General features: G+C 69.8%; 21 protein-coding genes and 2 pseudogenes. 16 read left to right on the forward strand and 7 right to left on the reverse strand.

All coding sequences use genetic code 11. From position 1 onward, the window contains the following. Positions 1 to 160: 160 nt before the first annotated feature. The 4 genes and pseudogenes from ACZ5C2_RS26305 to tpg all read left to right on the forward strand — a co-directional run. Positions 161 to 1,465: pseudogene (locus tag ACZ5C2_RS26305) on the forward strand (M14 family metallopeptidase); the annotation flags it as partial. A gap of 951 nt (positions 1,466 to 2,416) precedes the next feature. Further along, the gene (locus tag ACZ5C2_RS26310) at positions 2,417 to 3,451 is read left to right on the forward strand and encodes a hypothetical protein (RefSeq protein ID WP_468795710.1); all 1,035 of its coding nucleotides are present in this window, start codon (positions 2,417 to 2,419) and stop codon (positions 3,449 to 3,451) included. Positions 3,452 to 3,722: 271 nt separating this feature from the next. Then, positions 3,723 to 5,960 carry a telomere-associated protein Tap gene (gene tap / locus ACZ5C2_RS26315; protein ID WP_468795713.1) on the forward strand — a complete coding sequence of 746 codons (2,238 nt, stop codon included), beginning with the start codon at positions 3,723 to 3,725 and terminating at the stop codon, positions 5,958 to 5,960. Positions 5,961 to 5,972: 12 nt separating this feature from the next. Next, complete coding sequence (tpg, locus tag ACZ5C2_RS26320; RefSeq protein ID WP_468795716.1) at positions 5,973 to 6,530, forward strand: telomere-protecting terminal protein Tpg; 558 nt, start codon at positions 5,973 to 5,975, stop codon at positions 6,528 to 6,530. Positions 6,531 to 6,797: 267 nt separating this feature from the next. Here the strand turns inward: tpg and ACZ5C2_RS26325 are convergent, their stop codons facing one another. From ACZ5C2_RS26325 to ACZ5C2_RS26335, 3 genes are read right to left on the reverse strand one after another with little or no spacing between them, the layout of a single operon-like run. Beyond that, a complete protein-coding gene (locus ACZ5C2_RS26325) occupies positions 6,798 to 9,143 on the reverse strand; it encodes an ABC transporter permease (RefSeq protein WP_468795719.1) in 2,346 nt (781 codons plus the stop codon). Then, a complete protein-coding gene (locus tag ACZ5C2_RS26330; RefSeq protein ID WP_468795722.1) occupies positions 9,140 to 9,832 on the reverse strand; it encodes an ABC transporter ATP-binding protein in 693 nt (230 codons plus the stop codon). Before ACZ5C2_RS26330 ends, ACZ5C2_RS26325 begins: the two co-directional genes overlap by 4 nt. Further along, positions 9,829 to 10,353 carry a helix-turn-helix transcriptional regulator gene (locus ACZ5C2_RS26335; protein WP_468795725.1) on the reverse strand — a complete coding sequence of 175 codons (525 nt, stop codon included), beginning with the start codon at positions 10,351 to 10,353 and terminating at the stop codon, positions 9,829 to 9,831. Before ACZ5C2_RS26335 ends, ACZ5C2_RS26330 begins: the two co-directional genes overlap by 4 nt. A gap of 615 nt (positions 10,354 to 10,968) precedes the next feature. On the opposite strand from ACZ5C2_RS26335, the gene ACZ5C2_RS26340 reads away from it, so the two are divergent. Next, the gene (locus ACZ5C2_RS26340) at positions 10,969 to 12,075 is read left to right on the forward strand and encodes a YncE family protein (protein ID WP_468795728.1); all 1,107 of its coding nucleotides are present in this window, start codon (positions 10,969 to 10,971) and stop codon (positions 12,073 to 12,075) included. Between the two features lie 211 nt (positions 12,076 to 12,286). Here ACZ5C2_RS26340 and ACZ5C2_RS26345 read toward each other — a convergent pair whose 3' ends face one another. Next, on the reverse strand, positions 12,287 to 12,859 hold the full coding sequence (locus ACZ5C2_RS26345) for a TetR/AcrR family transcriptional regulator (RefSeq protein ID WP_468795731.1): 573 nt from the start codon (positions 12,857 to 12,859) through the stop codon (positions 12,287 to 12,289). Positions 12,860 to 12,941: 82 nt separating this feature from the next. Between ACZ5C2_RS26345 and ACZ5C2_RS26350 the strand changes: the two genes are divergently transcribed. The 5 genes and pseudogenes from ACZ5C2_RS26350 (at position 12,942) to ACZ5C2_RS26370 (ending at position 15,294) form a co-directional block, all read left to right on the forward strand. Beyond that, positions 12,942 to 13,433: an FBP domain-containing protein gene (locus ACZ5C2_RS26350; protein WP_451772447.1), complete on the forward strand. Its 492-nt coding sequence runs from the start codon at positions 12,942 to 12,944 to the stop codon at positions 13,431 to 13,433. Between the two features lie 190 nt (positions 13,434 to 13,623). Beyond that, a complete protein-coding gene (locus ACZ5C2_RS26355) occupies positions 13,624 to 14,109 on the forward strand; it encodes a hypothetical protein (RefSeq protein WP_468795735.1) in 486 nt (161 codons plus the stop codon). A 60-nt stretch (positions 14,110 to 14,169) separates the two neighbouring features. After that, positions 14,170 to 14,865 carry a TetR/AcrR family transcriptional regulator gene (locus ACZ5C2_RS26360; protein ID WP_468795738.1) on the forward strand — a complete coding sequence of 232 codons (696 nt, stop codon included), beginning with the start codon at positions 14,170 to 14,172 and terminating at the stop codon, positions 14,863 to 14,865. A 92-nt stretch (positions 14,866 to 14,957) separates the two neighbouring features. Then, positions 14,958 to 15,113 (forward strand): annotated as a pseudogene (locus ACZ5C2_RS26365) (transposase); the annotation flags it as partial. Next, on the forward strand, positions 15,112 to 15,294 hold the full coding sequence (locus ACZ5C2_RS26370) for a helix-turn-helix domain-containing protein (protein WP_468795741.1): 183 nt from the start codon (positions 15,112 to 15,114) through the stop codon (positions 15,292 to 15,294). The pseudogene ACZ5C2_RS26365 and the gene ACZ5C2_RS26370, both read left to right, overlap by 2 nt. 92 nt (positions 15,295 to 15,386) lie before the next feature. Here the strand turns inward: ACZ5C2_RS26370 and ACZ5C2_RS26375 are convergent, their stop codons facing one another. The 3 genes from ACZ5C2_RS26375 to ACZ5C2_RS26385 all read right to left on the reverse strand — a co-directional run bounded on the left by ACZ5C2_RS26375 (position 15,387) and on the right by ACZ5C2_RS26385 (position 17,331). Further along, positions 15,387 to 16,142 carry a hypothetical protein gene (locus tag ACZ5C2_RS26375; protein WP_468795744.1) on the reverse strand — a complete coding sequence of 252 codons (756 nt, stop codon included), beginning with the start codon at positions 16,140 to 16,142 and terminating at the stop codon, positions 15,387 to 15,389. Next, the gene (locus ACZ5C2_RS26380; RefSeq protein WP_468795747.1) at positions 16,129 to 16,647 is read right to left on the reverse strand and encodes a SigE family RNA polymerase sigma factor; all 519 of its coding nucleotides are present in this window, start codon (positions 16,645 to 16,647) and stop codon (positions 16,129 to 16,131) included. The genes ACZ5C2_RS26375 and ACZ5C2_RS26380 overlap by 14 nt, the downstream gene beginning before the upstream one ends. Before the next feature lie 168 nt (positions 16,648 to 16,815). Beyond that, positions 16,816 to 17,331 (reverse strand): SigE family RNA polymerase sigma factor, encoded by a 516-nt coding sequence (locus tag ACZ5C2_RS26385; RefSeq protein WP_468795750.1) that lies wholly within the window; start codon positions 17,329 to 17,331, stop codon positions 16,816 to 16,818. A 239-nt stretch (positions 17,332 to 17,570) separates the two neighbouring features. On the opposite strand from ACZ5C2_RS26385, the gene ACZ5C2_RS26390 reads away from it, so the two are divergent. From ACZ5C2_RS26390 to ACZ5C2_RS26415, 6 genes are all read left to right on the forward strand, one after another. After that, positions 17,571 to 18,503, forward strand: coding sequence for a hypothetical protein (locus ACZ5C2_RS26390; protein ID WP_468795753.1), 933 nt, complete (start codon positions 17,571 to 17,573; stop codon positions 18,501 to 18,503). Further along, positions 18,500 to 19,942 carry a peptidoglycan-binding protein gene (locus tag ACZ5C2_RS26395; protein ID WP_468795756.1) on the forward strand — a complete coding sequence of 481 codons (1,443 nt, stop codon included), beginning with the start codon at positions 18,500 to 18,502 and terminating at the stop codon, positions 19,940 to 19,942. The genes ACZ5C2_RS26390 and ACZ5C2_RS26395 overlap by 4 nt, the downstream gene beginning before the upstream one ends. Then, on the forward strand, positions 19,939 to 20,664 hold the full coding sequence (locus tag ACZ5C2_RS26400) for an ABC transporter ATP-binding protein (RefSeq protein WP_468795759.1): 726 nt from the start codon (positions 19,939 to 19,941) through the stop codon (positions 20,662 to 20,664). The genes ACZ5C2_RS26395 and ACZ5C2_RS26400 overlap by 4 nt, the downstream gene beginning before the upstream one ends. Beyond that, positions 20,661 to 21,923 (forward strand): ABC transporter permease, encoded by a 1,263-nt coding sequence (locus tag ACZ5C2_RS26405; RefSeq protein ID WP_468795762.1) that lies wholly within the window; start codon positions 20,661 to 20,663, stop codon positions 21,921 to 21,923. Before ACZ5C2_RS26400 ends, ACZ5C2_RS26405 begins: the two co-directional genes overlap by 4 nt. 175 nt (positions 21,924 to 22,098) lie before the next feature. Then, positions 22,099 to 22,704, forward strand: a complete 606-nt coding sequence (locus ACZ5C2_RS26410; protein ID WP_468795857.1) for an RNA polymerase sigma factor — start codon at positions 22,099 to 22,101, stop codon at positions 22,702 to 22,704. Next, the gene (locus ACZ5C2_RS26415) at positions 22,701 to 23,753 is read left to right on the forward strand and encodes a CU044_5270 family protein (protein WP_468795765.1); all 1,053 of its coding nucleotides are present in this window, start codon (positions 22,701 to 22,703) and stop codon (positions 23,751 to 23,753) included. The genes ACZ5C2_RS26410 and ACZ5C2_RS26415 overlap by 4 nt, the downstream gene beginning before the upstream one ends. Positions 23,754 to 23,932 lie beyond the last annotated feature (179 nt).

The raw sequence follows: 23,932 nt of genomic DNA on the forward strand, positions 1-23,932 counted from the left end.
ACGGCACAGCCCCGGTACGGCCGGCCTGTCCGGGTGAGCCGGCCGGCCGGGTGAGCGCCCCTGACGGGCGCTCACCACGAGCGGGCGGGGCCGTCACGGTTCTCGTGGGGGCACGGTCCCGCCCGCTCTCCTCACCCATCCCACTTCGCAGGAGGAACCGATGCGATGGCGCATCGCACTACTGTCCACACTCGTCCTGGGGGCGACCGCCCTCGTCGGCCCCGTCGGCCCCGCGGCCGCCGGCCCCGCACCGGATCCCGCGGCAGCGGCCCAGGAACAGTCGGTCCAGTACCGCGTCTCGGGAGCCAAGACGCGTGCGGACCGGACCAGGATCGCCGCCACCGGCGCGGCGGTCGACTTGGTCGAGCACGGAACGATCTACGTCACCGCGACCGGCGCCGAGGTCCGGAGCATCCGCCGCCTGGGATTCACCGTTGAGCGCGTCCCAGCGGCTCCGTCGGACAGATCGACCGACGGGGCGGCGGGATTCCCGCCGGCCGACGCCGGCTACCACGATTATGCGGAGACGGTGGCCGAACTCGACCGTATCGCCGACGCGTACCCGGGCCTCGCCCGGAAGTCGGTGGTCGGCACATCCCACGAGGGCCGCGACATCGTCGCGCTGAAGATCTCCGACAACGTCGGCACCGACGAGGACGAACCCGAGGTGCTGTTCAACGCCAACATCCACGCCAGGGAGCACCTCACCACCGAACAGGCCCTCTATCTGGCCGACCTGTTCACCTCGCGGCACGGCAGCGACACACGGGTCACGAACGTGGTCGACTCGCGGGAGATCTGGATCATCCCGATGCTGAACCCGGACGGCAGCGAGTACGACCACGCCACGGGCTCCTACCGGTCGTGGCGCAAGAACCGGCAGCCCAACGCCGGCACGTCGAGCGTGGGCACGGACCTGAACCGCAACTTCGGCTACAAGTGGGGGTGCTGCAACGGCTCCAGCGGTTCCCCCTCCAGTGACACCTACCGGGGCTCCGCCCCCTTCTCGGGCACCGAGACCCGGGTACTGCGCGACTTCGTCCTGTCCCGGCGGGTCGGCGGCGAACAGCAGATCAAGGCCCACATAGACATCCACTCGTACTCGGAGCTCATCCTCTGGCCGTTCGGCTACACCTACTCCGACACCGACACCGGACTGACCGCCGACCAGGAGGCGACGTTCCGCACCATCGGGCAGCAGATGGCCGCCACCAACGGGTACACGCCGCAGCAGAGCAGCGACCTGTACATCACCGACGGCGACTCCATCGACTGGATGTGGGGCGACCAGGGCATCTGGTCCTACGTCTTCGAGATGTACCCCGCCTCCGCCTACCCCGGGTTCTACCCCCCGGACGAGGTCATCCCCGAACAGACCGCACGCAACAAGGAGTCGGTGCTCACCCTCGCCGAATACGCGGACTGCCCCTACCGGGCCATCGGCAAACAGGAGAAGTACTGCGCCGATGCTCCGGCGCACGACTTCTCCGTGGTGGCGGAGCCTTCGTCCGGTTCCACCGATCCCGGTGGCCGGACCACCACCACGATCAAGACCGCGACCACCGCAGGTGAGTCGCAGCAGGCGACTCTGACCGCGGCCGGTCTGCCCGCCGGGGCCACAGCGGCCTTCGAGCCCAAGACCCTGACCACGGGTGAGAGCAGCACCCTGACCGTCGCCACCACCGCCGGCACTCCGCCCGGCACCTACCCGGTCACCGTGACCGCCACCGGCGAGCACGCCACCCGTACCGCCACCTACATGCTCACCGTCAACGGCACCGCTCCGGGCGGGTGTGAGGACGCCGAGACCGTCAGGACCGGTTCGCTGACGGCCGGTTCCAGCGCCTACCAGCCGGACGGGTCCTACTTCCGTACCACGGTCACCGGTGCCCACGAGGCGTGCCTGGACGGGCCCGACAACGCCGACTACGACCTCTACCTGCAGAAGTGGAACGGTTCGGACTGGACCACCGTGGCACGCGGGACCACACCCGAGGCCGACGAAACCCTCACCTACACCGGAAGCCCGGGCTACTACCGCTACCGCGTCCACGCCTACAGCGGCAACGGCACCTACACCCTCGGCTACAACGCCCCCTGACCGACTGACCCCCGCGGGTCGCCCGAGGGGGCGGAAGCGCCCGGCCGGCTCTCCAGCCGGCCGGGCGCGTTCTCCGTGCGTCCCGCCGTACCGGAGTACTGCCGCCGGATCCCGGCCGAACGCACGCCCGTCCCACTCGGCCCCGTTCGACCACCGGAGAATGTGGTCGGAAGCGCCATGACCGGCCCCACCCCGACGACCGACCTGGCCGGCAACCACGGCAAGCACCGTTGCCGCCTAGAGTGGTCAACCACGCCACCCGGTGGCACCGTTCGCAGGCCGCCGTCACAGGCTCATCATCAAAAAGGGAGCGGTATGACGGGCAGCGGTTCTGTGATCAGCCCGGACACTCGCCGGGCCGACACCCCGGTCGTGGTCGAGGCACTGCGGATCACCGGCCGCGATCGGCGCCCCGTGTTCGGCTCGGCCGTCCTGGCCGGCGGGGCGGCGCTGCTTGCCGGTGGGGGGATCGTGGCAGGTGCGTTCGCCGCGTCGTGGGGCCTCTTCCTGGAAGCCAGGAGCGATGCCGAGCACGCCATCGAGAACGAGGACTCCTACGGCGCGTACGCCGACCAGTGGGACAGCCTCGTCAAGGTGGCGTTCTGCGTGTACCCGCTGCTGCTCCTCGTCGCCATGGTCTCGATCGCCTGGCTGCTCACCGCCCAGGCCGTCACCGTTGCGTACGCGCGGGAACGCGCGGCGGCGGGTACGGTCCTCGGCGTTCTCACCCTCCATGCGTTGTGGCGCCGTTCCCGTCCGCACCTCGGGGCCGCCCTCCGCGTCCAGTTGCTGACCCTGGTGTGCGCCCATGTCCCGGGACTGGCGGGCCTCGCCCTGGTTGCCGTCGAGTCGGGGAGGGTGCCCGGGGTCGCGACCGTGCAGTTCATCCTGGTGGGCCGGATCCTGCCCGTCGTGATCTGGGCGCTCGGGTTCGTTCTCCTGGCCCGCTTCTCACTGGCCACCACCATACGGGTGGCGGACAACTCCTCGGCAACGGCAGCGATGCGTCGTTCCTGGACGCTGACCCGTACGGCACGTCTGCACACCACCGGGATCTGCCTGCTGAGTACGGTCGCAGTCGCCGTCGCCTTCCTGGTGTTCACGTGGCCCGGGACGTACGTGGCGCACTGGGCGGGGCTGCTGATGCTGGCCACCACCGGGGACAACGTGTGGGTTACCGGCGTCCTCGTCATCATCACCCCGGTCGCGGTGGCGCTCGTACTCCTGCCCTTGGCGCTGGCGCCGATGGGCGTCCTGCTCGCGTGCCTGCGCGAGCGGCTCGACGGCGGCACGGCAGAGGCGTACGCAGCCCTCAGTCGGAGTCCTGGGCGGCCAAGCAGAGGTGAATGATCCGCAGGGTCTCGGGGTCCGTTCTCAGATCGTCAGGATCCAGTGGCTCGTGTGGCGAAGATCAGGGGTCGAGGCCCGGCCGCTCTTCTCCCCTTCGCCATGGTCACGACGGTAGTGACGGCGCTTTGGACCGGTGCGCGTTCGTGGGAACCAGCCACCGACCCGGCCCGAACACCCGACCTCCCTCGAACGCGTCCCGTACGCCATCCGTACGGTAAGCGTACGCGCACCTTACGGTTCGTGAGGTAGGGTGTGCGTCAGGAGGTGTTCCATGTCCGAGTTGTTCGAGGCGGTCGACGCGCTGGTCGCGTCCCGCTCTCCGCTGCCGTCGGCGGAGGAGCGCAAGCGGCTGCGCACCGCGCACGGCCTGACGCTGGACGAAGTCGCCGCCGCCCTGAAGGTGCGGCGGGCCACGGTGTCCGGCTGGGAGTCGGTGAAGAAGACGACCGAGCCGCGCGGCCCGGAGCGTGAGGCGTACGCCCGGCTGCTGAGGCAACTCGCGGAGCTCTACCCCGCCCCGGAGGAGCCGGCCTCCCCGGTGCCGGCCACGTTCACCGGCGCGCCCGCCCCGGCGGAGACGCGGGCCCCGTCCACGGGGGAGGCACCCGGGGCTGCGGCCATGACCGCAGCCGAGAACACCCAGCCCTCTGCCCCCGTCGCCGCGCCGGCCGCCGCACCGCGTCCGGCACGCACCGCCAGGACGTCGTCGGCGTCCCGCCGCCCCAGCGCGAAGCAGGCGGCCCCGGCCGGCATCCCGGCCGGCATCCCGGCGGGCGGCACCGACCCGCAGTTCGAGAACGGGCCGCTGGCCGTCGTCGGCGTCGAGGACGGGCAGGTGCTGGCGTACTGCACCGGCGGCCTGGTCCTGGACGTGCCCGCCAAGAGCATCCCGGCCCTGGTCGACTGGACGCTCAAGGAGGCGAAGCTCGGGCAGCCGAAGCTCGCCGGACCGGGCAAGGACGCCGACCCGCTGCTCGTGCTCACCGAGGCCGCGCTGGAGCGCTACGGTCTGCCGACAGTTCTCACGGAGGAGGAGCGGCTCGCCGGGCGCCTGCCGGAGGGCCACAAGGTCATCAAGCAGCTCTCGCGCGCGGAGTGGAAGCTGACCAAGCGCGGCTTCGGACCGTGGGCGCGGATCTACCGCCCCGCGACTGGTTCGGAGCGGGCCTGCGTGCAGCTGTGCATCCCGTCGTGGCACGCGCTGGACACCCGGCACTGGGGCGACGCCGGGCAGCTCCCGCCGGCCGAACTCGCCCGCGTCCTGGGCGTGTACGCGTCCCGGGTGATGACCCCACGCGGCTCCACGGCCGTGACCGGCCTGGAGCTGATGACCGCCCTGCACCCGCCGACCCGCGCCTCCGAACCCGACGCCCGCGGCAAACGGCACTCCGAGCACAACCCCGGCAGCCTGGGCAAGGACCCGGTCGATCCGGCGCCGTGCGAGGCCCCCGACGGCCACCCGGTCCTCAAGGATCTGCCCCGCTTCCACGTGCGCGGCCCGTCGGAGAAGCTGTTCGAGGAGGCGTACGACTGGGCACGGCCGATGACCGATGCCGAGTGCGCCCATCGCCACCTGGTCGGCATCGACGTCAACATGGCCTTCGCCGCCGGAGCCAACGGCCTGAGCGTCGGCCTCGGAGCCCCGACGCACGTCACGAACCCCGCGTTCGACCCGAAGCTGCCCGGCTCCTGGCTGGTGGACCTCTCCCCTGTCGACCTGTCGAGGGTGAAGGTGGGCAAGCAGTGGGTGGAGCTGGACGGCAGCCTGCTGCCCTCCCCGTTCACGCCGAAGGGCGAGCGCCCCGAGGGCCCGGCCTGGTACGCGACGCCCACCGTCGCCTACGCCCAGGAGCTCGGCCACGAGGTGCGCCCGACCGAGGCGTACGTCCGGTACGAGAACGGCCGGTACCTGGACGGCTGGTACAACCGGCTGCGCGACGCCTACCTCGCCACGATGGCCGACCTCGGCGTCGACGCCGACCTGTCGCCGGCCGACTTCCTAGCGGCGATGGACGGCTACAAGGCCCGCGACCCGGAGCTGGCGATCGTCACCACGGCGATCAAGGCGACGGTAAAGGGCGGCCTGGGCAAGCTCCGCGAGCGGCCCCGCGGCGAGGGCTGGCGGCCGGGCGAGCCGTGGCGTGCGCTGTCCCGCCCGACGTGGCGGCCGGACATCCGCGCGGCGGTCATCTCCCGCACGCGGATCAACCTGCACCGCAAGATCGTCAAGCACGCGGCGTTCACCGGGCAGTACCCCATCGCGATCCTGTCCGACTGCGTCGTCTACGCGTCGGGCGGACCCTCGCCGCTGGACTTCCTGCCCTATCGCGAGGGCAAGCCGCTGCCCGGCGGCTTCAAGCTCGGCGTCAATCCCGGCCTGGTCAAGCACGAGGGCACCCAGAGCGTCCTGTGGGGCGAGGAGGTCCGCGAGCGGTTCGACGCGCCGGAGCTCAACCTGGCGCGGTACATCAAGGACGGCACCGTCACCGACGCCGACAGCGGAGAGTAGGAGAAGGCGACGATGAGCCTGTTCGGGGACGGCCTGGACGCCGCGGTGCAGAAGGCGTTCACCCGCCCGGCGCCCAAGAGCGCGCCCGCGCAGATGCGCTACCTGGTCAGGCAGATGAAGGGCACCAAGGCGGTCGCCCACCTGCTGCGGATCTCCCAGCGCACTGTGGAGCGGTACGTGAAGGACCAGATCAAGAAGCCCCGCCCGGACCTCGCCGCGCGCCTGGAACGCGAGGTGAAGAAGCGGTGGCAGCCGCAGATCCGGGCGAAGGCCAAGGCGAAGGCGACATCCACGGGCGGCATCGTCATCGACGCCCGCGCCCGCATGGGCTACACCGCGCCGATCGGGTCGACGGATCAGGACCGCATCCGGCACCTGACCGTCGCCCTGCCGCCCGTCTACGCCGCTCGTCTCTTCGAGGCCCAGGAGACCGGTGCCGGCGACGCCCGGCTCCAGGAGATCGCCGCCGAAGCGCTCAGGGAGGTGTACTTCCAGGACGGCGGCCGCCGCGCCGGAAGCCTGGAGGAGGTCCGGTTCACGGACATCGAACACCTGGAGTTCGACCTGTAGGTCTCCCGGCAGCAAGGGCCCGAACCGTCTTGGGGGGCGGCTTCGGGCCCTTGCTGCTGCTCCTTTGCCGAGCATTCTCCGACATGGGATTGCCGGGCTCCGCTCCTCTTCGACGCGGCCGCCCGGTGACCGGTACTCGGGCCGGGCATCGTCCCCGGCCCGGGTACCGGTCACCATCCGTTGTGCCTGCCCCGGCTGCGGATCCCGCTGTGCCGCCGAGGGTGCCCCTGATGGTGACCGGTGCTGATGCCGGCCGGGCTCGCGAGGCTATTCCGTACGCAGACCTTCCGGGCGCATCATGCGCATGAGCGGCGGCAGGCTGAGCAGCGTGACCACACCGACCACGGCCGCGCCCACGCCGGTCATGGTGAGCACGCCGGCCCAGTCCATGGTCACCGGTGTTCGGGTCATCTTCAGCAGTACTACGCCGAGGGTGACACCCACCGTCGTGGCCAGTACGAGACCGAGGCCGACCGGCAGGGCTGTCTGCCACAGGACGGACAGACCGAGTGTGCGGCGCCGGGTACCGAAGGCGACCAGCGCGGAGAGCAGCTTCTTGCGTTCGCGCAGCTGTTCCAGCTGGGAGACCAGCAGGCTCGCGGCGATCAGTGCCAGCACGAAGACGGAGCCGACGAGCAGGCCGGTACGGATGGAGGTGTACCTGGCATCCTCCTCGGTCGCCGACCAGCCGACGGTTTGTGCCAGGGGGTCGAGGCGGGCGGCCACGTTGCGTACGTACTCCCGTGCGTCCGGCACCGAGGGGTCCAGACGCAGGTAGACCCCCTCCGAGATCAATGCGGGCGCTGCCTTGGCGGGCAGGGCGGCGGGGGTGACCAGCAGACTGTCGAGCTCGGCCAGTGAGTCCTTGCGCGCGTCCACCACCCGCACGTTCGCCGGCACGGTCCAGCGCGCCTCGAGGTTGCGTTCGGCGCCGTCGTGGGACGGAGCGATGTAGAGCCGCCGACCGGGCTTCACGAGGGCGATCTCGGCTGCGTTGCTGGGGTCCGGGTACCCGCTCCGCGTTCGCGTGATGAACACGTCACCGTCCTTGCAGGAGGGCAATGTGGCGAGTTCGCGCAGGGCGGTGCAGTTGCCCACGGTCAGATTGCTGTCGTTCTCCGGGTTGCGACGTGATTCCCCGTACCCGGTGCGGGCCACGGCCACCGCGGCCCGCACCCCCTTGGCGCCCGAGAATTCCCGCTCGATGCCGGACAGCGGCCTGGGGTCGCTGAAGTCGACCTGCATCTGCACCCGGCTGGTGTCCTGGCCGGTGTTCTCGGTGTACTGGCTCTGCGTTCCCGTGAAGAGCATCTGCAGCGCGATGGCCCCCGCCACGGCCACGGCGATGCCGTTGACCGTGCGGGCGGCAGTGCCGCTGTTCAGCTGCAGCCGTCGCACCGCCAGCTGCCAGGACAGCCAGCCCTTGCCGAGCCGGACGACGACCGCCTCCACGGCCCAGGGCAGCAGGGCGGTGATACCGATCAGCAGCATCAGGACGCCGCCGATGACGAGGTACTGGTTGAAGCCGCCGTTCTTGCGGCCTTGGCCGATCATCGGGTACAGCATCGCGAGGCCGGCCAGCGACGGCAGCAGCCGCCACCACACCCGGCGGCGGCGCTGCGTGGCAGTGCGCACGACACCGAGAGGTTCGACGGCCACGCCGCGCATCGCGAGCAGCGTGACCAGCACCGCGGCGACCGGCACCGCCACCGCCACCAGCGCGGCGAGCACGGGAGCGGGGTTGAGGTAGCTGGGCCAGACGCTCACGCCCAGCAACTCGCCGGTGCCCAGCGTCCGGCGGCCGAGCAGGAAGAAGCCGGTGCCCACGGCCAGGCCGAGCAGGGCGCCGGCCAGCGCCTCGCCCGCCGCGATCCGCCCGGTCATCCCCCGGTCGGCGCCGACCAGGCGCAGCGAGGCGAGGCGGCGGTCGCGGCGGTCGCCGCCGAAGCGGACGGCGGTGGCGATGAACACGGCGACCGGCGTCAGCAGCACCACGAGCACGACCAGGACCATGAGCAGCAGCACGGGGTCGGTCTTCTCGGGCGTCGCGTCCGGTTTGCCGAACTCGGTCAGCCGCGTCACCGGGGAGACGCCCGTGGGGTTCAGCCCCGATGCGCCCGCGTAGTAGGCCAGTTCGTGCGAACCGATCAGCCCGCTCTCGCCGATCGTGCCGGTGATCCTGTACGGCAGGCGCTCCCGCAGCAGTTTCGCGTCGTTCGAGTCCAGCAGGTCCTTGAGCGCGGGGGAGACGACCATCTCGCCCTCACCCGGGAAGCGGTCGACCCCCGGAGGCAGCGGTGCCCGCCTGCCCTCGGGCTCGACGAGCCGGCCCCAGATGTCGTCGTCGTGCCAGGTGGTTCCGGCCTGGGCGATCAGGAGAGTGTTGTCGGCCCTGGGCGGGACCTCCATGGCCCACACGTCGGCGTAGCGGGCGTCCTCCACCTTGAGGCGGGAGGCGAACACGTTGGGTATCGCGGTGCACAGCAGGAGCAGGGCCACGCCGAGGCCGACGCCGACCGCTGTCAGCGTCATCCGGACCCAGCCCTCGCGGCCGCCGGTGACGGCGAACCGGGCTCCCATGGCCAGGTCCCTGGACCACTGACGCGGACTCATACGGCGCGCTCCATGTCGCGGGCCCTGCCGTCACGTACGACGATCTCGCGATCGGAGTAGGCGGCCACCCGTGTCTCGTGGGTGACGAGGACGACGGCGGCGTTGGTCGAGCGGGCCGCTTCGGTCAGCAGTTCCATCACACGCTCGCCGTTGAAGGAGTCGAGCGCGCCGGTCGGTTCGTCGGCGAACAGCACCCGGGGGCCGGTGACCAGCGCTCGGGCCACAGCGACGCGCTGGCCCTGGCCGCCGGAGACCTCGCCGGGACGCTTGCCCTTCAGGTCGTCGACCTCCAGGCGTTCCATCCAGCCGAGCGCCGTCCGCTCGGCTTCCTTGCGGGAGGTGCCGCCCAGCCTCAGCGGCAGGGCGACGTTCTCCACACAGGTCAGTTCCGGCACCAGCTGCCCGAACTGGAACACGAAGCCGAACTCGGAGCGGCGCAGCGCGCTGCGCCGGGCATCGCTCATCGTCGTCACGTCACGCCCCTTGTAGGTGATCGCCCCGGAGTCGGGCGGCAGGATGCCCGCGAGGCAGTGCAGCAGTGTCGACTTGCCGGAGCCGGAGGGGCCCATGATGGCGACGACCTCACCGGGGTGGATGGAAAATTCGGCGCCGTCGAGGGCGTGGGTGTGCCCGTAGGTCTTGCGCAGGTCCTGCCCGGCGAGCAGGGGAGCGGAGGGGGAAGTCGTCATCGGGCCACAGCCTCACGGAGTCTGTCGAGTCGGGCGGCGGTCAGCTCCAGCCAGCGCAGGTCCGCCTCCAGGTGGAAGAGAGCGTGGTCGCAGATCAACTGGTCCGCCAGATCGCCCGAGCGCTTGCGGTCGGTCAGGACCCGCATGCTGCGCAGGTGCTCGGAGCGTTGGCTGTCCAGGATCTCGACGGCATCCCGGCGGGTGAGCAGCGCCAGGACGACTTTGGTGTAGAGGGCCGACTGGAGGTACTCCTCCACCTTTTGCGGGGTCGCAAGCCACTGCTCCACGTCGGTGACGCCGGCGTCGGTGATCGCGTAGCGCTTGCGCTCCGGGCCGCCGCCGGTCTCGATGCCGTCGACCTCGACAAGGCCGTTCTTCAGCAGCCGGGACATCGTCGAGTAGACCTGGCCGTAGTGCAGCGGCCGGTCGTGACCGAACGTCTCGTCGAAGGCCCGCTTCAGGTCGTAACCATGACGCGGGCCGGACTCCAGGAGCCCTAAAAGGGTGTGACTGATGGACATACGCAGCACTATACACATCGAGTATACTTTGTGTGTCTACATCGTGCGTATAGTTGTGAGCGGGGCGCATGACAGTGCGGGCGAGGGAGTCGGGAGTGCCGGTCGTCACGGCCCGGAACGGGTGCTGACCGCCTATGCCGTCGGCATCCCGCCGCACCCGGACCGGCGCCGGCTGATCCGGGCGGGCTTGTGGGCCGCCGCACTCATGTACGGCGGCCGGCCTGGGGCCGATCACGGTCTCGACCCTAACGGAGCGCCGAGGCATTCGCGGACGGCGGCTGATTCGGCATCACCTGCGCGGCCGTCGTATGAGCAGGCGAACGAATCGCGGTCCGGGGCCGGAAAACCGGTCGCACGGTCGGAAAAAGGTTTGATCAACATCCTTTCAACGCACGTCGATTCAGGCCCGTACCCCTTGGTGAAAGCAGTCACCGAGCCGACTGGAACGCGAGGCGGCGCGGGGGACGGCGTGCCTCTGGTGAGTGCCGCTGTATCCGAGGCTTCGGCTATTCCGCACCGATGTACCACGAGGTATTCAGCGCAAAGCCGGTGACTCGCACACGCTCGTCGTGGTGCCGGCGTGGCCGACACCACAGAACAAGGGAGACGGTCCAGGTGAAACCCACCAGGATGACCCGCCGCGTACTTCTCGGCACCACCGCACTCGCCGCGCTGGCCCTGCCGGTCACCATGGCCTCGGCGCATGCGGACACGCCGAAGGAGAACACGTCGAAGACAGCGCTGATCCACCGCACCGTGGTGTCGTTCGGCGCTTACACGAGCGCCGTCGGAGAAACGCGTGATCCGCTCGTCGACGCGACGAACAATTCCCTGGCGGTCAGCCCCGACGAGCGCTTCGCCGTGGCGACGAACTCCGATTCCGACCACCTCTCCGTGATTCACCTACGCAGTGGCCGGCAGATCGCCGAGATCAAGGGGTATGTCAGCCCGCGCAACATCCTGTTCGCCCCGGACAGCAAGACCTTCACCGTGTCCGACAGCGCCCGTGGTGTCGTGGACCGGATCTCCATCCGCACGTTCGGCGTCGTGAAGCGTCTGCCGCTCGGCGCCGGTGTGTTCGGCACCGCGCAGAGCAAGGACGGCAAGCTGCTGTACGCCAACAACGCGGCCTCGAACACCGTCACCGTCGTCGACCAGAGCACCAACCGGCCCAAGACCGTCCTCACCGGGTTCTCCGAACCGCGTCAGGGGGTCAAGCTCGCACCCAAGGGTGACAAGCTCTACGTCACCAACTTCGACGGGGGCAAGGGAGGCCGGATCACGGTTCTCGACGTCACCGGCGACAAGCCGCGGGAACTGAAGCAGATCGAGGGATTCGAGGGCGTACGCGGGCTGTCCGCCAACCGTGCCGGCGACAGGCTGTACGCCGCCAGCAGCGGTAACGACAAGATCTACGTCGTCAACCCCAAGGACGGCAGCCTCGTGGAAAAGGTCGGCGTGGGCGACCAGCCCTACGGCGCCGCTCTCTCTCCCGACGAGTCCGTGCTGCTCTCCGGCAACAAGGGAAGCAATTCGCTGACCGTCATCGACCCCAACGACGGCAACAAGGTGCTGGGCACCGTGACAGGACTGAAGGCTCCCCGTCAGGCCATCAGTTTCAGCGCCGACTCGAAGACCGCGTGGGTACTCAACGAAGACCTGAGCGTCGCCGAGGTGAACGTGGCCAAGCGCAGCGTGACGCGCGTCCTCGGCGAGCGCTGACGACAGGCGGCCCGGTTGCCGCCGGCACCTGACGCCGGCGACAACCGGGCACCCGCCGCCGCCTCCTGATATCACCCGCCTGCTACGAGACCCGGAGCCTTCTGGCAGAGCCGGTTGCGCACGCTGGTGACCCGGGTCCTCATGCCGTGAGCCCGGTGCCGTGACCACATGCGGTCCGCCCAGCCGCGGACCGCTCCCTCCCGGCAGGGCGTCAGGACGCGGTGGGCCAGGTGCGCAGGAGGGCGTCCAGGGCGTTGAGGATCTCGGTCCAGCTCTCCTGCGCGTCGGGGGCGCTGTGGCTGAAGCCACCCGCGCCCTCCAGGCCGACGAATCCGCTGAACACGCTGCCCAGCAGGCGCACGGCGTGTGTCTGGTGCGGTTCGGCCAGGTCGTATCCGCGCAGGATCGCCCGCGACATCTGGGCGTGCCGCACACCGGCGCTGGAGGCGGCCGCCTCCGGGCTGAGCCGGAACCGGGTGGCGGCGAAACGGCCCGGGTGCCCGAGGGCATAGTCGCGGTAGGCGTCCGCGAACGCGGTCAGCGCGTCCTTGCCGGCTCTGCCGGCCACCGCGGCGGACACCAGGTCGGCCAGCTCCTCCAGGGCGAGCAGCGCGATCCTGGTCTTCAGGTCCTGGGCGTTCTTCACATGCGAGTACAGGCTCGCGGTCTTGACGCCGAAGCGCCGGGCCAGCTCCGACGGGGTGGTCCGCTCGAACCCGATCTCGTCGGCCATCTCGGCCCCTGCCTTGACCAGGCGTTCCGTAGTCAGTCCTGCGCGCGCCACACTCGTCCTCCATCGCTCTCCGAGCCAGCCTTGGAACATTATGGGCTTGCCTAAATCATTTAGGCAAATTACCGTCATTCTTATGAAACCTTTGACGGAACCAGAGATCCGCAACGCCTTCGTGAACTGCACCAAGGGAGAGGCCAAGCGTCTGTACGTGCCCCGCGAGCTGAGCGGGGAGCCATGGAGCGACCTGGACTTCCTGGGCTGGCGCGACCCCCGGGCCTTCGACCGGGCCTACGTCGTGGCGGAGCTGAACGACCGCCCGGTGGGCATCCAGCTGCGCTCCTCCGGCGCCGGTTCGTGGCAGACCCGGCGCAGCATGTGCTCGGTGTGCGTGACCACGCACACCGGAGGTGTCTCCCTGATGGTGGCACCGAAGGCCGGGAAGGCCGGACAGCAGGGCAACTCGGTCGGCACCTACATCTGCAGCGACCTGGCCTGTTCCCTGTACGTGCGAGGGAAGAAGGACGCGGGCATGGGCGGACGCCTCCACGAGTCCCTCACCCTGCAGGAGAAGATCCAGCGGACCGTGGCCAACCTCGCCGCGTTCATCGCCGAGGTGGTCGCGTGAGCCGGACTCCGAGCGACCGCCCTCAGGACGCGCCTCACACCGACACCCCGACAAGGAGCACCGACATGACGAACAGCACGGAGCCGGCGAGCCACCGGGTCAAAATGACCCCGGCCGGAAGCTCACGCTGGACAGCGAGCGGAAGCCGCTGGAGTTCTACGGGCCGCCAGACGAGCCCAACGCCTTCTCCATGGACAGCCTGGAGTTCTTCCTCGTCATCGCGCAGTTCTTCCGCGAGGCGCTGCCGCTCCGGCTGATCCTGCTGATGATCGCGTGCCAGAAGGCCGGCGGGCGGATCCCTCTGACCCAGGACGAGATGGCGCACGTCCTGGACGTCGCGCGCACCAAGGTGAACGAGGCGCTGCAGGAAGTCATGGGCCACGGGATCGTGTTCCGTGTGAAGCGCGGGGTCTACCAGTTCAACCCGCCGTACTCCTACCGGGTTGCCGAGTTCATCCCGGGCACGGAGACCATGGACGCGCAGTACATCCGGGTCGACCAGCACGAGACCATTGCCAGGATCCGGTCGGACGAGAGCCTGCCCGACCTGGTGCGCTTCCCTTCGCTGGAGCGGATGCGCCAGGAGATCGAGCGGCTGCGTGAGGAGCGGGCGAAGATGCGTGCTGAGCGCCGCCGGGAGCGGGTACAGCAGAAGGAGAAGGGGGCCGAACAGTGAGCGGTCTGCATTTCGCCCGCTATCACAGATCATAACGAACGTGTTTGTTACGATCGGGAAATGCCCAGGAGAAGAGAACCGATCAGCCGCCGAGAGCGTCCGGCCAAGCCTGCCCTTTCCCGCCTGTGGATAGTGGACACTGCTGTAAAGATCCTGCGCGCCGAAGGGCTGGAAAAGGTCACCATGCGCCGACTGGCGCAGGAGCTGGACACCGGCCCGGCATCGCTGTACGTCTACGTGTCCAACACCGCCGAACTGCATGCAGCTGTGCTGGACGCTCTCCTCGGTGAAGTCGATCTGGCCGACGAGATGGCGGCGGACGACTGGCGCGAGCGGCTCAGGGTGGTGCTGACGTCCTACACCCTCGTGTTGTTGGAGCACCCGCGGCTCGCCCGCTCGGCCCTCGTTGCGCGTCCTGCCGGCGACAACTATCTGCGGCTCGTGGAGCGGATGCTGGATCTCCTCTCCCAGAGTGGAGCCACGCGTGAGCAGGTCGCCTGGGGTGTCGACAAACTCCTCCAGGACGCCACGGCCACTGCCGCAGAGCAGTCGACGAGGAAACACGATCCAGCGGCCGGGGAGGACTGGAACGCTTTGGCACAGGCCCTGCACGACGTGAACGAGGCGACCCACCCGGCGATCAAGGCCCACATGCCCGCGCTACTCAGCGGTACCGGTGAGGATCGTATGCGCTGGAGCTTCGATCTTCTGGTCAATGGCATCACGCATACGCCGGTGCCCGGGACGCCCAGCTGAGGCTTACCCACTGGTCAAGCGGTGGGACCTGTCCCCGAGTGGTGGACACCTCTGAGCCCGGCCCCGCCAGGGGCCGGGGAGGAGGATCTTTCATGGTGATGAAGGTCTACTCGCCCGAGTTCACGGCGGACGCTGTCGCGCTGTACCTGTCCGATCCGAGCCACACCTTCGAGGGCATCGGCAAGGACCTGGGGGTCAGCCGGGAGACGCTGCGCAACTGGGTGCGGGCCGAGCGGGCCCGCCGCGGTGGCCCGCGAGAAAATCATCGCCTTCCTGCACTCCGAACCCGACCGAACCTGGAGTGCCAAGGAACTCTCGCGCCTCCTCGGTGACATCACCGTCCAGTCCGTCTACCGCCAGCTCAGCCGCCTGGCCGACCGCGGTCTCATCATCAAGGTCGGGCGGCCTACGCCCTCCCAACCCCTGTGACAACGGCGGAAATCCCTTACCTAGCTGGCCTTGGGGGAAGTGCCGAACGCCCGGCACCACACTGCGTGTCATGACCCCGGGCGAGTGTCGATCTACCGCCTCACATCACGGCCGTCGGCCGCGCCCCGCGGTTCTGTCGACGTGGTGTCGTCGTAGGCCGCACTGTCGATGATGGCCTTGACCTCGGCGAGAGTCGTGTCCGACACGTCCCTGAGACAGACACGAACCAAGGGGAATTTTCCTACCCGGTTGGAGTCCAGTAGGAACACACTCGGCGCGCCGCCCCACTCCTGGTCCCCTCCGAGCGTACGGCAGCCCTTGCCCGGCCGTGGGTACGGACTGGGCTCGAGCGCCGTGTCCGAGTCGAAGGCTCCCGTGCCTTCTGCGTGACGGAAGGAGATCAGAGCCTCTCCCTCGGCAAGTCCGGTCAAGGGCGGGCAGCGGTAGTCGTCCGTGTCGATGACGATGCGACACGATGTCGCAGGCAAGGTCCTGTTGGCGACATAGACGCCGACGGTGGCGGACCGGTCCGCAGGTTCACGCGCGTACCAGCCGTTGGGCAGATCGAGACTGAGCGCTCCGTCCGCGAGGTGGGTCCGATGACTGTGCGGGGACTGTGCGGCGACCTGACTTCGCAGCGGCTGGACGACGAGGGAGCCGTAGAGCAGGGCGATTGCCGTCCCGCACGCCACGCCCGCCGCCCAGGCCGCGCGCCGTCGTCTGCGGGCCCTCACCCGCCGGTGAACCCGGCGCATGCGGTCCGCCGGAGCCGGCAGGCTCGGCACCGCTCGCTCCAGCAGCTCTCGCAACTGCCGTTCGTGCACTTCCTGTTCGTCAGCGTCGTACACCGTGCTCTCCTTCCTGCGCGTGCGTGTGCAGGGCCGGCAGGCCGCGCAGCGTGCGCAGTGCCTTGGCGGCCTGGCTCTTGACCGTGCTCGGTCGGCAGCCGAGTATCCCGGCGGTCTCCTCGACGCTCAGGTCCTCGAAGTAGCGCAGCACGATCACCGCCCGCTGCCGGGGCGGCAGGGCACGCACCGCGGCGGCGAGCGAGTGGTGCAGGTCGACCCCCGCGAACGCGTCCGCCGCGGCCGACGCGGGCACTTCGTGGTGCGGAACCTCCGCCCTCCACCGTCGCTGCCACCACGACGAGAAGGTGTTGACCAGGGCCTTGCGGGCGTAGGCCTCGGGGTTGCCGTCGGCGATCCGGTGCCATTTGGGCCACAGCTTGGCCAGTACCGTCTGCAACAGGTCCTCGGCCAGGTGGGCGTCGCCCGTCAGCAGCCAGGCCGCGCGCAGCAGCCGTGGACCGCGTGCCGCGACGAAGGCCTCGAAGTCCGACGACGAGCCTTTCACCGGTGTCCCTTCACCCTCGCTACCGAGCCCGGGACAGACGTCCCAGGCGCTCAGGACGCCCGGCATGCTCCGGGTGTCCGGCGACCGCGTCGTGACGGTCCCCGGCCCGCCCCCTGCCGCGGGTGTTTCCGCGCCGTCGGCGACGGAGGTGAGCGCCTGGCCCACCGCTCACGCCGCCAAGCCCGCATCGGCGCCGCCGATCAGTGACCGCAGCGTCGCCACGCCCCGTGAGGCGAGCGAAGAGACCGTCCCCGGGGCGCAGTTCAAGTCGTCGGCGACCTGCCTCTCCGGGAGGTCACAGTAGTGGCGCAGCACCACGGCCGTCCGCTGCCGTCGCGGCAGACGGGTCAGTGCGGCCGTCAGCCCGAGGCGGGCCTCCACCAGGTCTGCCGAGTCGGCTGCGGAGGCAGGCTCCGGCACTCTCTCCGTGGGCTGCTCGCCCCGCCAGCACCGTCCGGCCGCGCGTGCGGCCGCGCGCACCAGTATCCGCCGGGTGTAGGCCTCCGGTGCGCCGTGCGCGATCCGGGGCCAGACCAGCCACAGCCTGACGAGTGCCTCCTGCACCAGGTCCTCGGCCGTGTGACGGTCCCCGCCCGCCAGGGTGCGGGCGTAGGCCAGGAGAGCCGGCCGGCGGGTCGCTACGAACTCACCGAACTCACGTTCCGCCGCGCTACTGATCCGCATGCGCTGTGCTCCTCGTCTGTCATGTTCTCCGGGCCGGGCGGGCGGTCCTCGCCGCCTGCCTCCGCCCCTGTAACCGGGTGGAGGCCGGGGTGCGGCGGCCCTGACTCCGTGAAATGTGGTGGACGTCACAAGCCGAGTGTGCAGGAAAGCGGCTGGGCCAGCGCCTTTCCCCTGTGCGGCGATGTCACGGGGCCGGACCGCCGCACGACGTCCCCCCATCGAACGGACAAGTGATCCCCTTGCGACTACGCAGTACATTGACGGCGCTCGCGGCCATGGGCCTGGTCGCCCTGTCGGCCTGCGGCCAAAGCGGCTCCGTCGCGTCCTCCCCCGGAGAGACCCAGGGCGGCGCCGCCCGGGGCGGAGACAGTGCGTCGGCCGCGCCGGGCGGCGAGTTGACCGTCCCGGAGGACGCCGACCCGGATACGAAGAACTACTACCTGACCGAGAACGCGATAGCGGCCTGTATGAAGCAGCGCGGGTTCAGCTACACACCGGTTCCCGGCATCACACCGAACGAGGACATGAACGCGGGCGAGGGAAGGGACTACGGCCTGGCGAAGAAGTACCGGGAGAAGTACGGCTTCGGTACCTACTCGCGCATCGTGTATCCCAACGACCCGGCCGTGGCCCTGCCGGAAGAGGAGAGCGACCCCAACGAGCACTACCGCAGTTCCCTTCCCGCCGCGCAGCAGAAGAAGTACGACAAGGCGTTGGGACGGCTGCGCTTCATCCGCAAGACCAACGGCGTGATCCAGCGTCCCCCCAAGGACGGATGCCTCGCGCAGGCGGAACGGAAGGTGCTCGGGCCGCCCAAGTCGAAAGCCGAGCAGGACCGGGAGAACGCGGAACAGCAGGAACGCGACAAACAAGCCGGGCAGGCGCTCAACGGAGACCCCCAACTTGTGTCCCTCGCCCAGGCGTACGCCGGCTGCCTGCGCAAGGAGGGCATCACCGTCACCACCACTCAGCCCACCAGCATCGCCGACATGGTGAAATTCCAGGTGAGCGGCAAGATTCCGCCGGACGGGATGCCGGGAAAGGAAGAAGCACTGGCCAAGCTCCCCGGTGAGATCGACCTCGCGCTCAAGGACCTCGAGTGCGGCAAACAGTTCAGGGCCGCGTACTGGCCCAAGTACGACAAGAACCCCTACGTGGGGAACAACGGGTGAAGCGCCGCAAGAGGCAGCAGCGCAGCCGCACCAGACGACTGGGTGCGACGGTCGCCGCGGTCGCCGTGATCGGAGCGGGCGGCTGGTTCGCCGGCACCCGTATGCAGTCGCCCGCCGACGCCGCCGCTGCGCAGCAGGCGCCGAAGGCGGGTCCGGTGACCGTGCCGGTGGAGCAGCGCACACTGACCGCCACCGTGGTGGCCCAGGGCAGCCTGGAGTACGGATCCCCGCGGAGTCTCACCCTGGCCGGTTCCGTCGGTTCCTCCCAGGAGAGCGACGAAGAGGGGGATGCGGCACAACGGGTCACCAGGGCACCCTCCTCCGGGAGCCGGCTGAAGGAAGGCGACGTCCTGATGCAGGTGAACGGAAGGCCGGTCCTGGTGCTGCGCGGGTCGATACCGATGTACCGCAACATCGTCCCCGGTTCGCGCGGGGACGATGTCAGACAACTGCAGAAGGCCCTGAACAGGCTCGGTTTCTCAACGGGCGGCGTCACCGGGACCTACGGCCAGGGCACGGCCTCCGCGGTCGGCCGGTGGTACCGGAGCAAGGGGTACACGGCACAGGAGCCCACCAGCGCCGACCGGCAGAAACTGGGCGAACTCGAAACCGCGGTGTCCGACGCACAGGTCGCGCTGCTCACCGCGCGTGGCGACGGCGAGCAGGATCCTGGCGGCGGTACGCCCGGAAAGGAGTCGGAGAAGATCCGGAACCTGCGTATCAAGTCCGCGGAGAAGCAGCTGCAGCTGGCGAACGCGGCGCTGAGCGCCTTCAAGGCCGGCTACGGAACCAAGGTACCCGCGGGAGAAATCGTCTTCCTGCCGCGGCTTCCGGTCCGCGTCGACAAGGCCAAGGTACGTGCCGGTGACACCCCGGACGGAGAGGTCGCCACCGTGACGAGCTCCGACGTCGTGGTCGAAGCGGTCGTGCCGGGTTCGGACGCCGCTTCCCTGCGGGAAGGCATGACCGTCCAGGTCACCACAGCGGACGGCAAGGAGGCCGAGGGTGTGCTCAGCGAGATCGGAGGGTCGGGCACGACATCCGAGGACGCCGGCTCGGGCGCCGGGACGGGCCCGGACGCCGAACCCGGCGGGACATCCGGAAGCGGGGAGCCCGAGAGCACCGGAACGTCCGGCGGCGGCACATCGGAACCCGTGCCCCTGAAGGTGACCATCGCGAAGCCCGGCCCGCTCGCCGAGAACACGGGCGGCGCGGTGACGGTGACCATCGAGGTGGGCGAGTCGGACGGCAAGGTTCTGGCCGTACCCGTCGCCGCGGTGCAGACATCTGCGGGCGGTCAGGCCCGCGTGCAGGTCGAGCGGGACGGACGGGTGAGGCGCATCGATGTCGTCCTCGGAATCTCCGCCGACGGGCTGGTCGAGGTGAAGCCGGACGGCGGCGTGCTCAAGAAGGGCGACCTCGTGGTGGTCGGCCGGTGACCGGAGCGCCGACCTCCACCGAGGCGCCCGGCGTGGACGACGTCATCAAACTGGACGGCGTCCACCGCGTCTTCGACTCCCAACCACCCGTACACGCCTTGCGCGACGTGCACCTGACGGTGAGGCGAGGAGAGCACCTGTCGATCGTCGGACCGTCCGGATCGGGGAAGTCGACCCTGCTGAACACCCTCGGCCTGCTGGACACCCCGACCTCGGGCGACTACTGGCTCGACGGAGTGAGGACCGGGGCCCTCAGCGACCGGCAGCGCACCGCGCTGCGCGGAAGCAGCATCGGCTTCGTCTTCCAGTCCTTCCACCTGCTTCCCTACCGGACCGTGGAAGAGAACGTCATGCTGGCGGAGATCTACCGCAGGCAGCGCACGGGCAGAGCGCGCCGCCACCGTGCGGAACGAGCCGGAGCGGCCCTGGACCGGGTGGGCCTCTCCCACCGCAACGGTTTCCGGCCCGACCGTCTCTCCGGCGGCGAGCGCCAGCGCGTCGCCATCGCACGGGCCCTGATGAGCGAACCGGCCCTGCTGCTGTGCGACGAACCGACCGGCAATCTCGACAGCGAGAACACGCTCTCGGTTCTGGAACTCTTCGACCAGCTCGGCGCGCAGGGCATGACCCTCGTCGTGATCACCCACGACGATGCCGTCAGCCGACGCGCCGGCCGACGGGTCCGCATCCGCGACGGACGGCTCATGGAGGAACCCGCATGAAACGCCGTCACCGCGCCACCGCTGCCGGTCCCGGCAAGCGGGTGGACCGTCCCCGGATCCATCCGAAGGACCTGTGGACGGAGGCACTGTCGGGAGTACTGGCCCGCCCCGTCCGCTCCGCGCTGACCACCTTGGGCACGGTGCTGGGCATCGGCACGCTGGTCATCACGATCGGGGTGGCGTCGACGGCCGCCCACCAGATCGTCGGCCGGTTCAACGCGCTCACCGCGACCTCGGTCACCGTCGTGGTCCCGCCTCCGCCCCCGGCGTCCGACCCCGTCCCGCTGGTGGACTGGGAAGACGTCGACGCCGTCGACCGGCTGGCCGGGGTGGAGTCGTCCGCCGCGCTCGCGCAGACGGACGAACTGGCCGCCGTACAGGTGCGGGCCAACGACGTGGTCACCCCTGGCGGCCTGTCCGGCCAGACGCTGGCCGTCACCGCCGCCTCGCCCTCCCTGCCGGCGGCGGTGCGCGGCGACATCACGGCCGGCCGGTTCTACGACAAGGGCGACATCGCCCGCAGCGCCAGAGTGGCGGTCCTGGGCGACCAGGCCGCTCGCCTTCTCGGCGTCACACGGGTGGAGGACTCGCCCGCGGTCTTCTTCAACGGCCATTCCTTCACCGTGATCGGGATCCTCGGCGGAATCGAGCGCGAGCAGCGCCTGTCCACCTCGGTGATCCTTCCGCCGACGACGGCGAAGGACCGCCTCGGCCTGGACACGGTGAACCGCGTCCTGATCAACACCTCCCTCGGTGCCGCGCAGCAGGTCGCCAGGCAGTCACCCGTCGCCCTGGCACCCAACAGCGCGGAGGCGCTCACCGTCCTCGCTCCGCCCGATCTGTCGAAGGCGCGCAAAGGGGTCCAGGGCGATGTCAACGGCCTGTTCCTGGTGCTCGGGCTGGTCTCGCTGATCGTGGGTGCCATCGGTATCGCCAACGTCACGCTGGTCACCGTGATGGAACGGGTCGGAGAGATCGGACTGCGGCGTGCCCTGGGCGCCTCGCGCCGGCAGATCGCCGCTCAGTTCCTCCTGGAGTCGACGACGATCGGACTGCTGGGGGGCGTCATCGGTGCCGCCCTGGGCGTTGTCGTCGTGGTGGCCGTGTCCGCGGTCAAGGACTGGACTCCCGTACTCGACGGGCGACTTGCCGTCGGCGCCCCGGTCGTCGGCGCGGTGGTCGGGCTGCTGGCGGGCGTGTACCCGTCACTGCGGGCTTCCCGGATGGAACCGGTCGAGGCATTGCGCGCCCCGTCGTGAAGACTGACCCCGGCCGACGCGGGGGGCGTACTGGACGGCCCGCCTGCCGCCCGCAACCTTGGCTCGCGTGCAACGAGTTCTGCTGATCGACGGTGCACACGTAGGAGTGAGGTGGATCACTGGAATGCGTCCGGGGGCGTGGAGAGAACACGATGTGAGGAAGTCAGACAACGACCTGCGGCGTCGTGTGCGCGAGGGTGACCGTGAGGCGTTCGCCCAGCTGTACGAGGCGTTCGCCGGCGCGGTGTACAACCACGGTCTGCGGCTGACCGGTGACTGGTCGACGGCAGAGGACATCATGTCCGAGACCTTCCTGGCCGCGTGGGCCAACCGTGCCACGGTTCACGAGGAGGGGGGCACCCTGCTGCCGTGGCTGCTGGGCATCGCCACCCACAAGGCGGACAACGCACGGCGCAGCGTGCGCCGACGGCAGCTGTTCCTGACGCGCCAGCCGCAGCCTACGGCGGTGGACGACTTCGCACCGGAGGCGGTCGGGCGTCTCGACGACGTGCGTCGGCTGCGTGCCGTTCAGGCCTCCCTGGGCCGGCTGCGGCGCCACGAGCGGGAGGTGCTCGCCCTGTGCGTGTGGTCCGGTCTGGACTACCAGCAGACAGCTCAGGCGCTGGGCATCTCCGTCGGCACCGTACGATCCCGTCTGTCCCGCGCACGCAAGAAGCTCGCCCGGCTCGCCGAGGAGAACATGGAACCGCCCACCGTCCGCGGAGAGATGACAAGTGCGGCTGCACTCGCGGCCGTGTCCGTGCGGAAGGAACTCACATGAACGGCAGGCCGAACCCGGCTTCTCCCGAGCCCTCGGACGAGCGCGACGAGATCGCCCGTCTGCTGCCGGCCCCGGCCGACTGGGACCTTCCACGCGGGCGGCACCTCCATCACAAGGACCTCTTGATGCGACACATCGACCGCGACCAGGCCACCACCACCGCCGCCGCCCGGCCGGGGCGCCGACGGCTGCGCCCCGTGCTCCTGGCGCCCGTGACCGCGCTGGCCCTGGCCGGCATCGTGACCGCGGGAATCGCCCTGAACGACGGGGACCGCAAGCCCGCCGCCGGAGCGTCGGCCGGTACGGCCGCGGACATGCAGCCCGTCTCCGCTCTCCTCGGGCAGATCTCCGACGCCGCGGGCAAGCGTGACACTCCCACGGTGCGGGACGACCAGTTCTCCTACGTCATGAAAAGGGTCCGCGAAGCCGATCTGTCCGGTGGGAAGGCCGTCGTCGGCCCGCTGCACGACTACGAGCTGTGGCTTTCCCAGAACCCCGAGCCCGTGCAGAAGCAGGGCCTGATCCGCAGCGACGGCGAGACCATGCCCCTCAACGCCGAGTTCGGCGACACGAACGGCACACCGGTCGGCTTCAGCCGGCCCACCTACCAATGGCTGGCCTCGCTGCCGACGGACCCCGACCAGCTGCTGGACCACCTGTACGCCAAGGCTCCGCAGGCCGAGAACAGGGAACGCGACCAAGCCGTCTTCGAGCAGATCGGCGACCTCCTCGACCAGGTGATGCCGGCACACACGGCCGCCGCGCTCTACCGGGCCGCGGCGAAGATCCCCGGCGTCACCGAGGCTCCTCAGGCCGAGGACGCCCTCGGCCGCCAGGGCCTGGGCATCGCCCGCAACGACACGAAGAACGGCGTCGTCACCGAATGGGTCTTCAACAAACAGGACTTCGCCTACCTCGGCCACTCCACCCGCCTCACCAAGGACACCCCCTACGCCAAGGCGGGAACGCTCCTGGACAGCTCGGCCCTCCTCAAGAGCACCATCGTCGACAAGCCCGGCCAACTTCCCGACACCGAGAAGGACCAGTAACTGTCAGGCCGATCGTGCGACTGTCACCTGATCCGCTCATTCTTCACATGCGTGGGGCTGGGCGACCGCGGTGATCTATCGGACGCGGAGCGGGAACGGCCTCGGCCGTTCCCGCCGAAGCGGTTTGGGCCGTGAAAAGACGGCGGATATCCACGAGTGCCGTCGGCCTACCAGAGCCG

The organism is Streptomyces sp. NPDC031365, from assembly GCF_055569765.1.

Coding starts and splice junctions, on each gene's coding strand:
- ACZ5C2_RS26310 (WP_468795710.1), top strand. CDS start 2,417: ATGACGGGCAGCGGTTCTGTGATCAGCCCGGACACTCGCCGGGCCGAC.
- tap (WP_468795713.1), top strand. CDS start 3,723: ATGTCCGAGTTGTTCGAGGCGGTCGACGCGCTGGTCGCGTCCCGCTCT.
- tpg (WP_468795716.1), top strand. CDS start 5,973: ATGAGCCTGTTCGGGGACGGCCTGGACGCCGCGGTGCAGAAGGCGTTC.
- ACZ5C2_RS26325 (WP_468795719.1), bottom strand. CDS start 9,143: ATGAGTCCGCGTCAGTGGTCCAGGGACCTGGCCATGGGAGCCCGGTTC.
- ACZ5C2_RS26330 (WP_468795722.1), bottom strand. CDS start 9,832: ATGACGACTTCCCCCTCCGCTCCCCTGCTCGCCGGGCAGGACCTGCGC.
- ACZ5C2_RS26335 (WP_468795725.1), bottom strand. CDS start 10,353: ATGTCCATCAGTCACACCCTTTTAGGGCTCCTGGAGTCCGGCCCGCGT.
- ACZ5C2_RS26350 (WP_451772447.1), top strand. CDS start 12,942: ATGAAACCTTTGACGGAACCAGAGATCCGCAACGCCTTCGTGAACTGC.
- ACZ5C2_RS26355 (WP_468795735.1), top strand. CDS start 13,624: ATGGACAGCCTGGAGTTCTTCCTCGTCATCGCGCAGTTCTTCCGCGAG.
- ACZ5C2_RS26360 (WP_468795738.1), top strand. CDS start 14,170: ATGCCCAGGAGAAGAGAACCGATCAGCCGCCGAGAGCGTCCGGCCAAG.
- ACZ5C2_RS26385 (WP_468795750.1), bottom strand. CDS start 17,331: ATGCGGATCAGTAGCGCGGCGGAACGTGAGTTCGGTGAGTTCGTAGCG.
- ACZ5C2_RS26405 (WP_468795762.1), top strand. CDS start 20,661: ATGAAACGCCGTCACCGCGCCACCGCTGCCGGTCCCGGCAAGCGGGTG.
- ACZ5C2_RS26415 (WP_468795765.1), top strand. CDS start 22,701: ATGAACGGCAGGCCGAACCCGGCTTCTCCCGAGCCCTCGGACGAGCGC.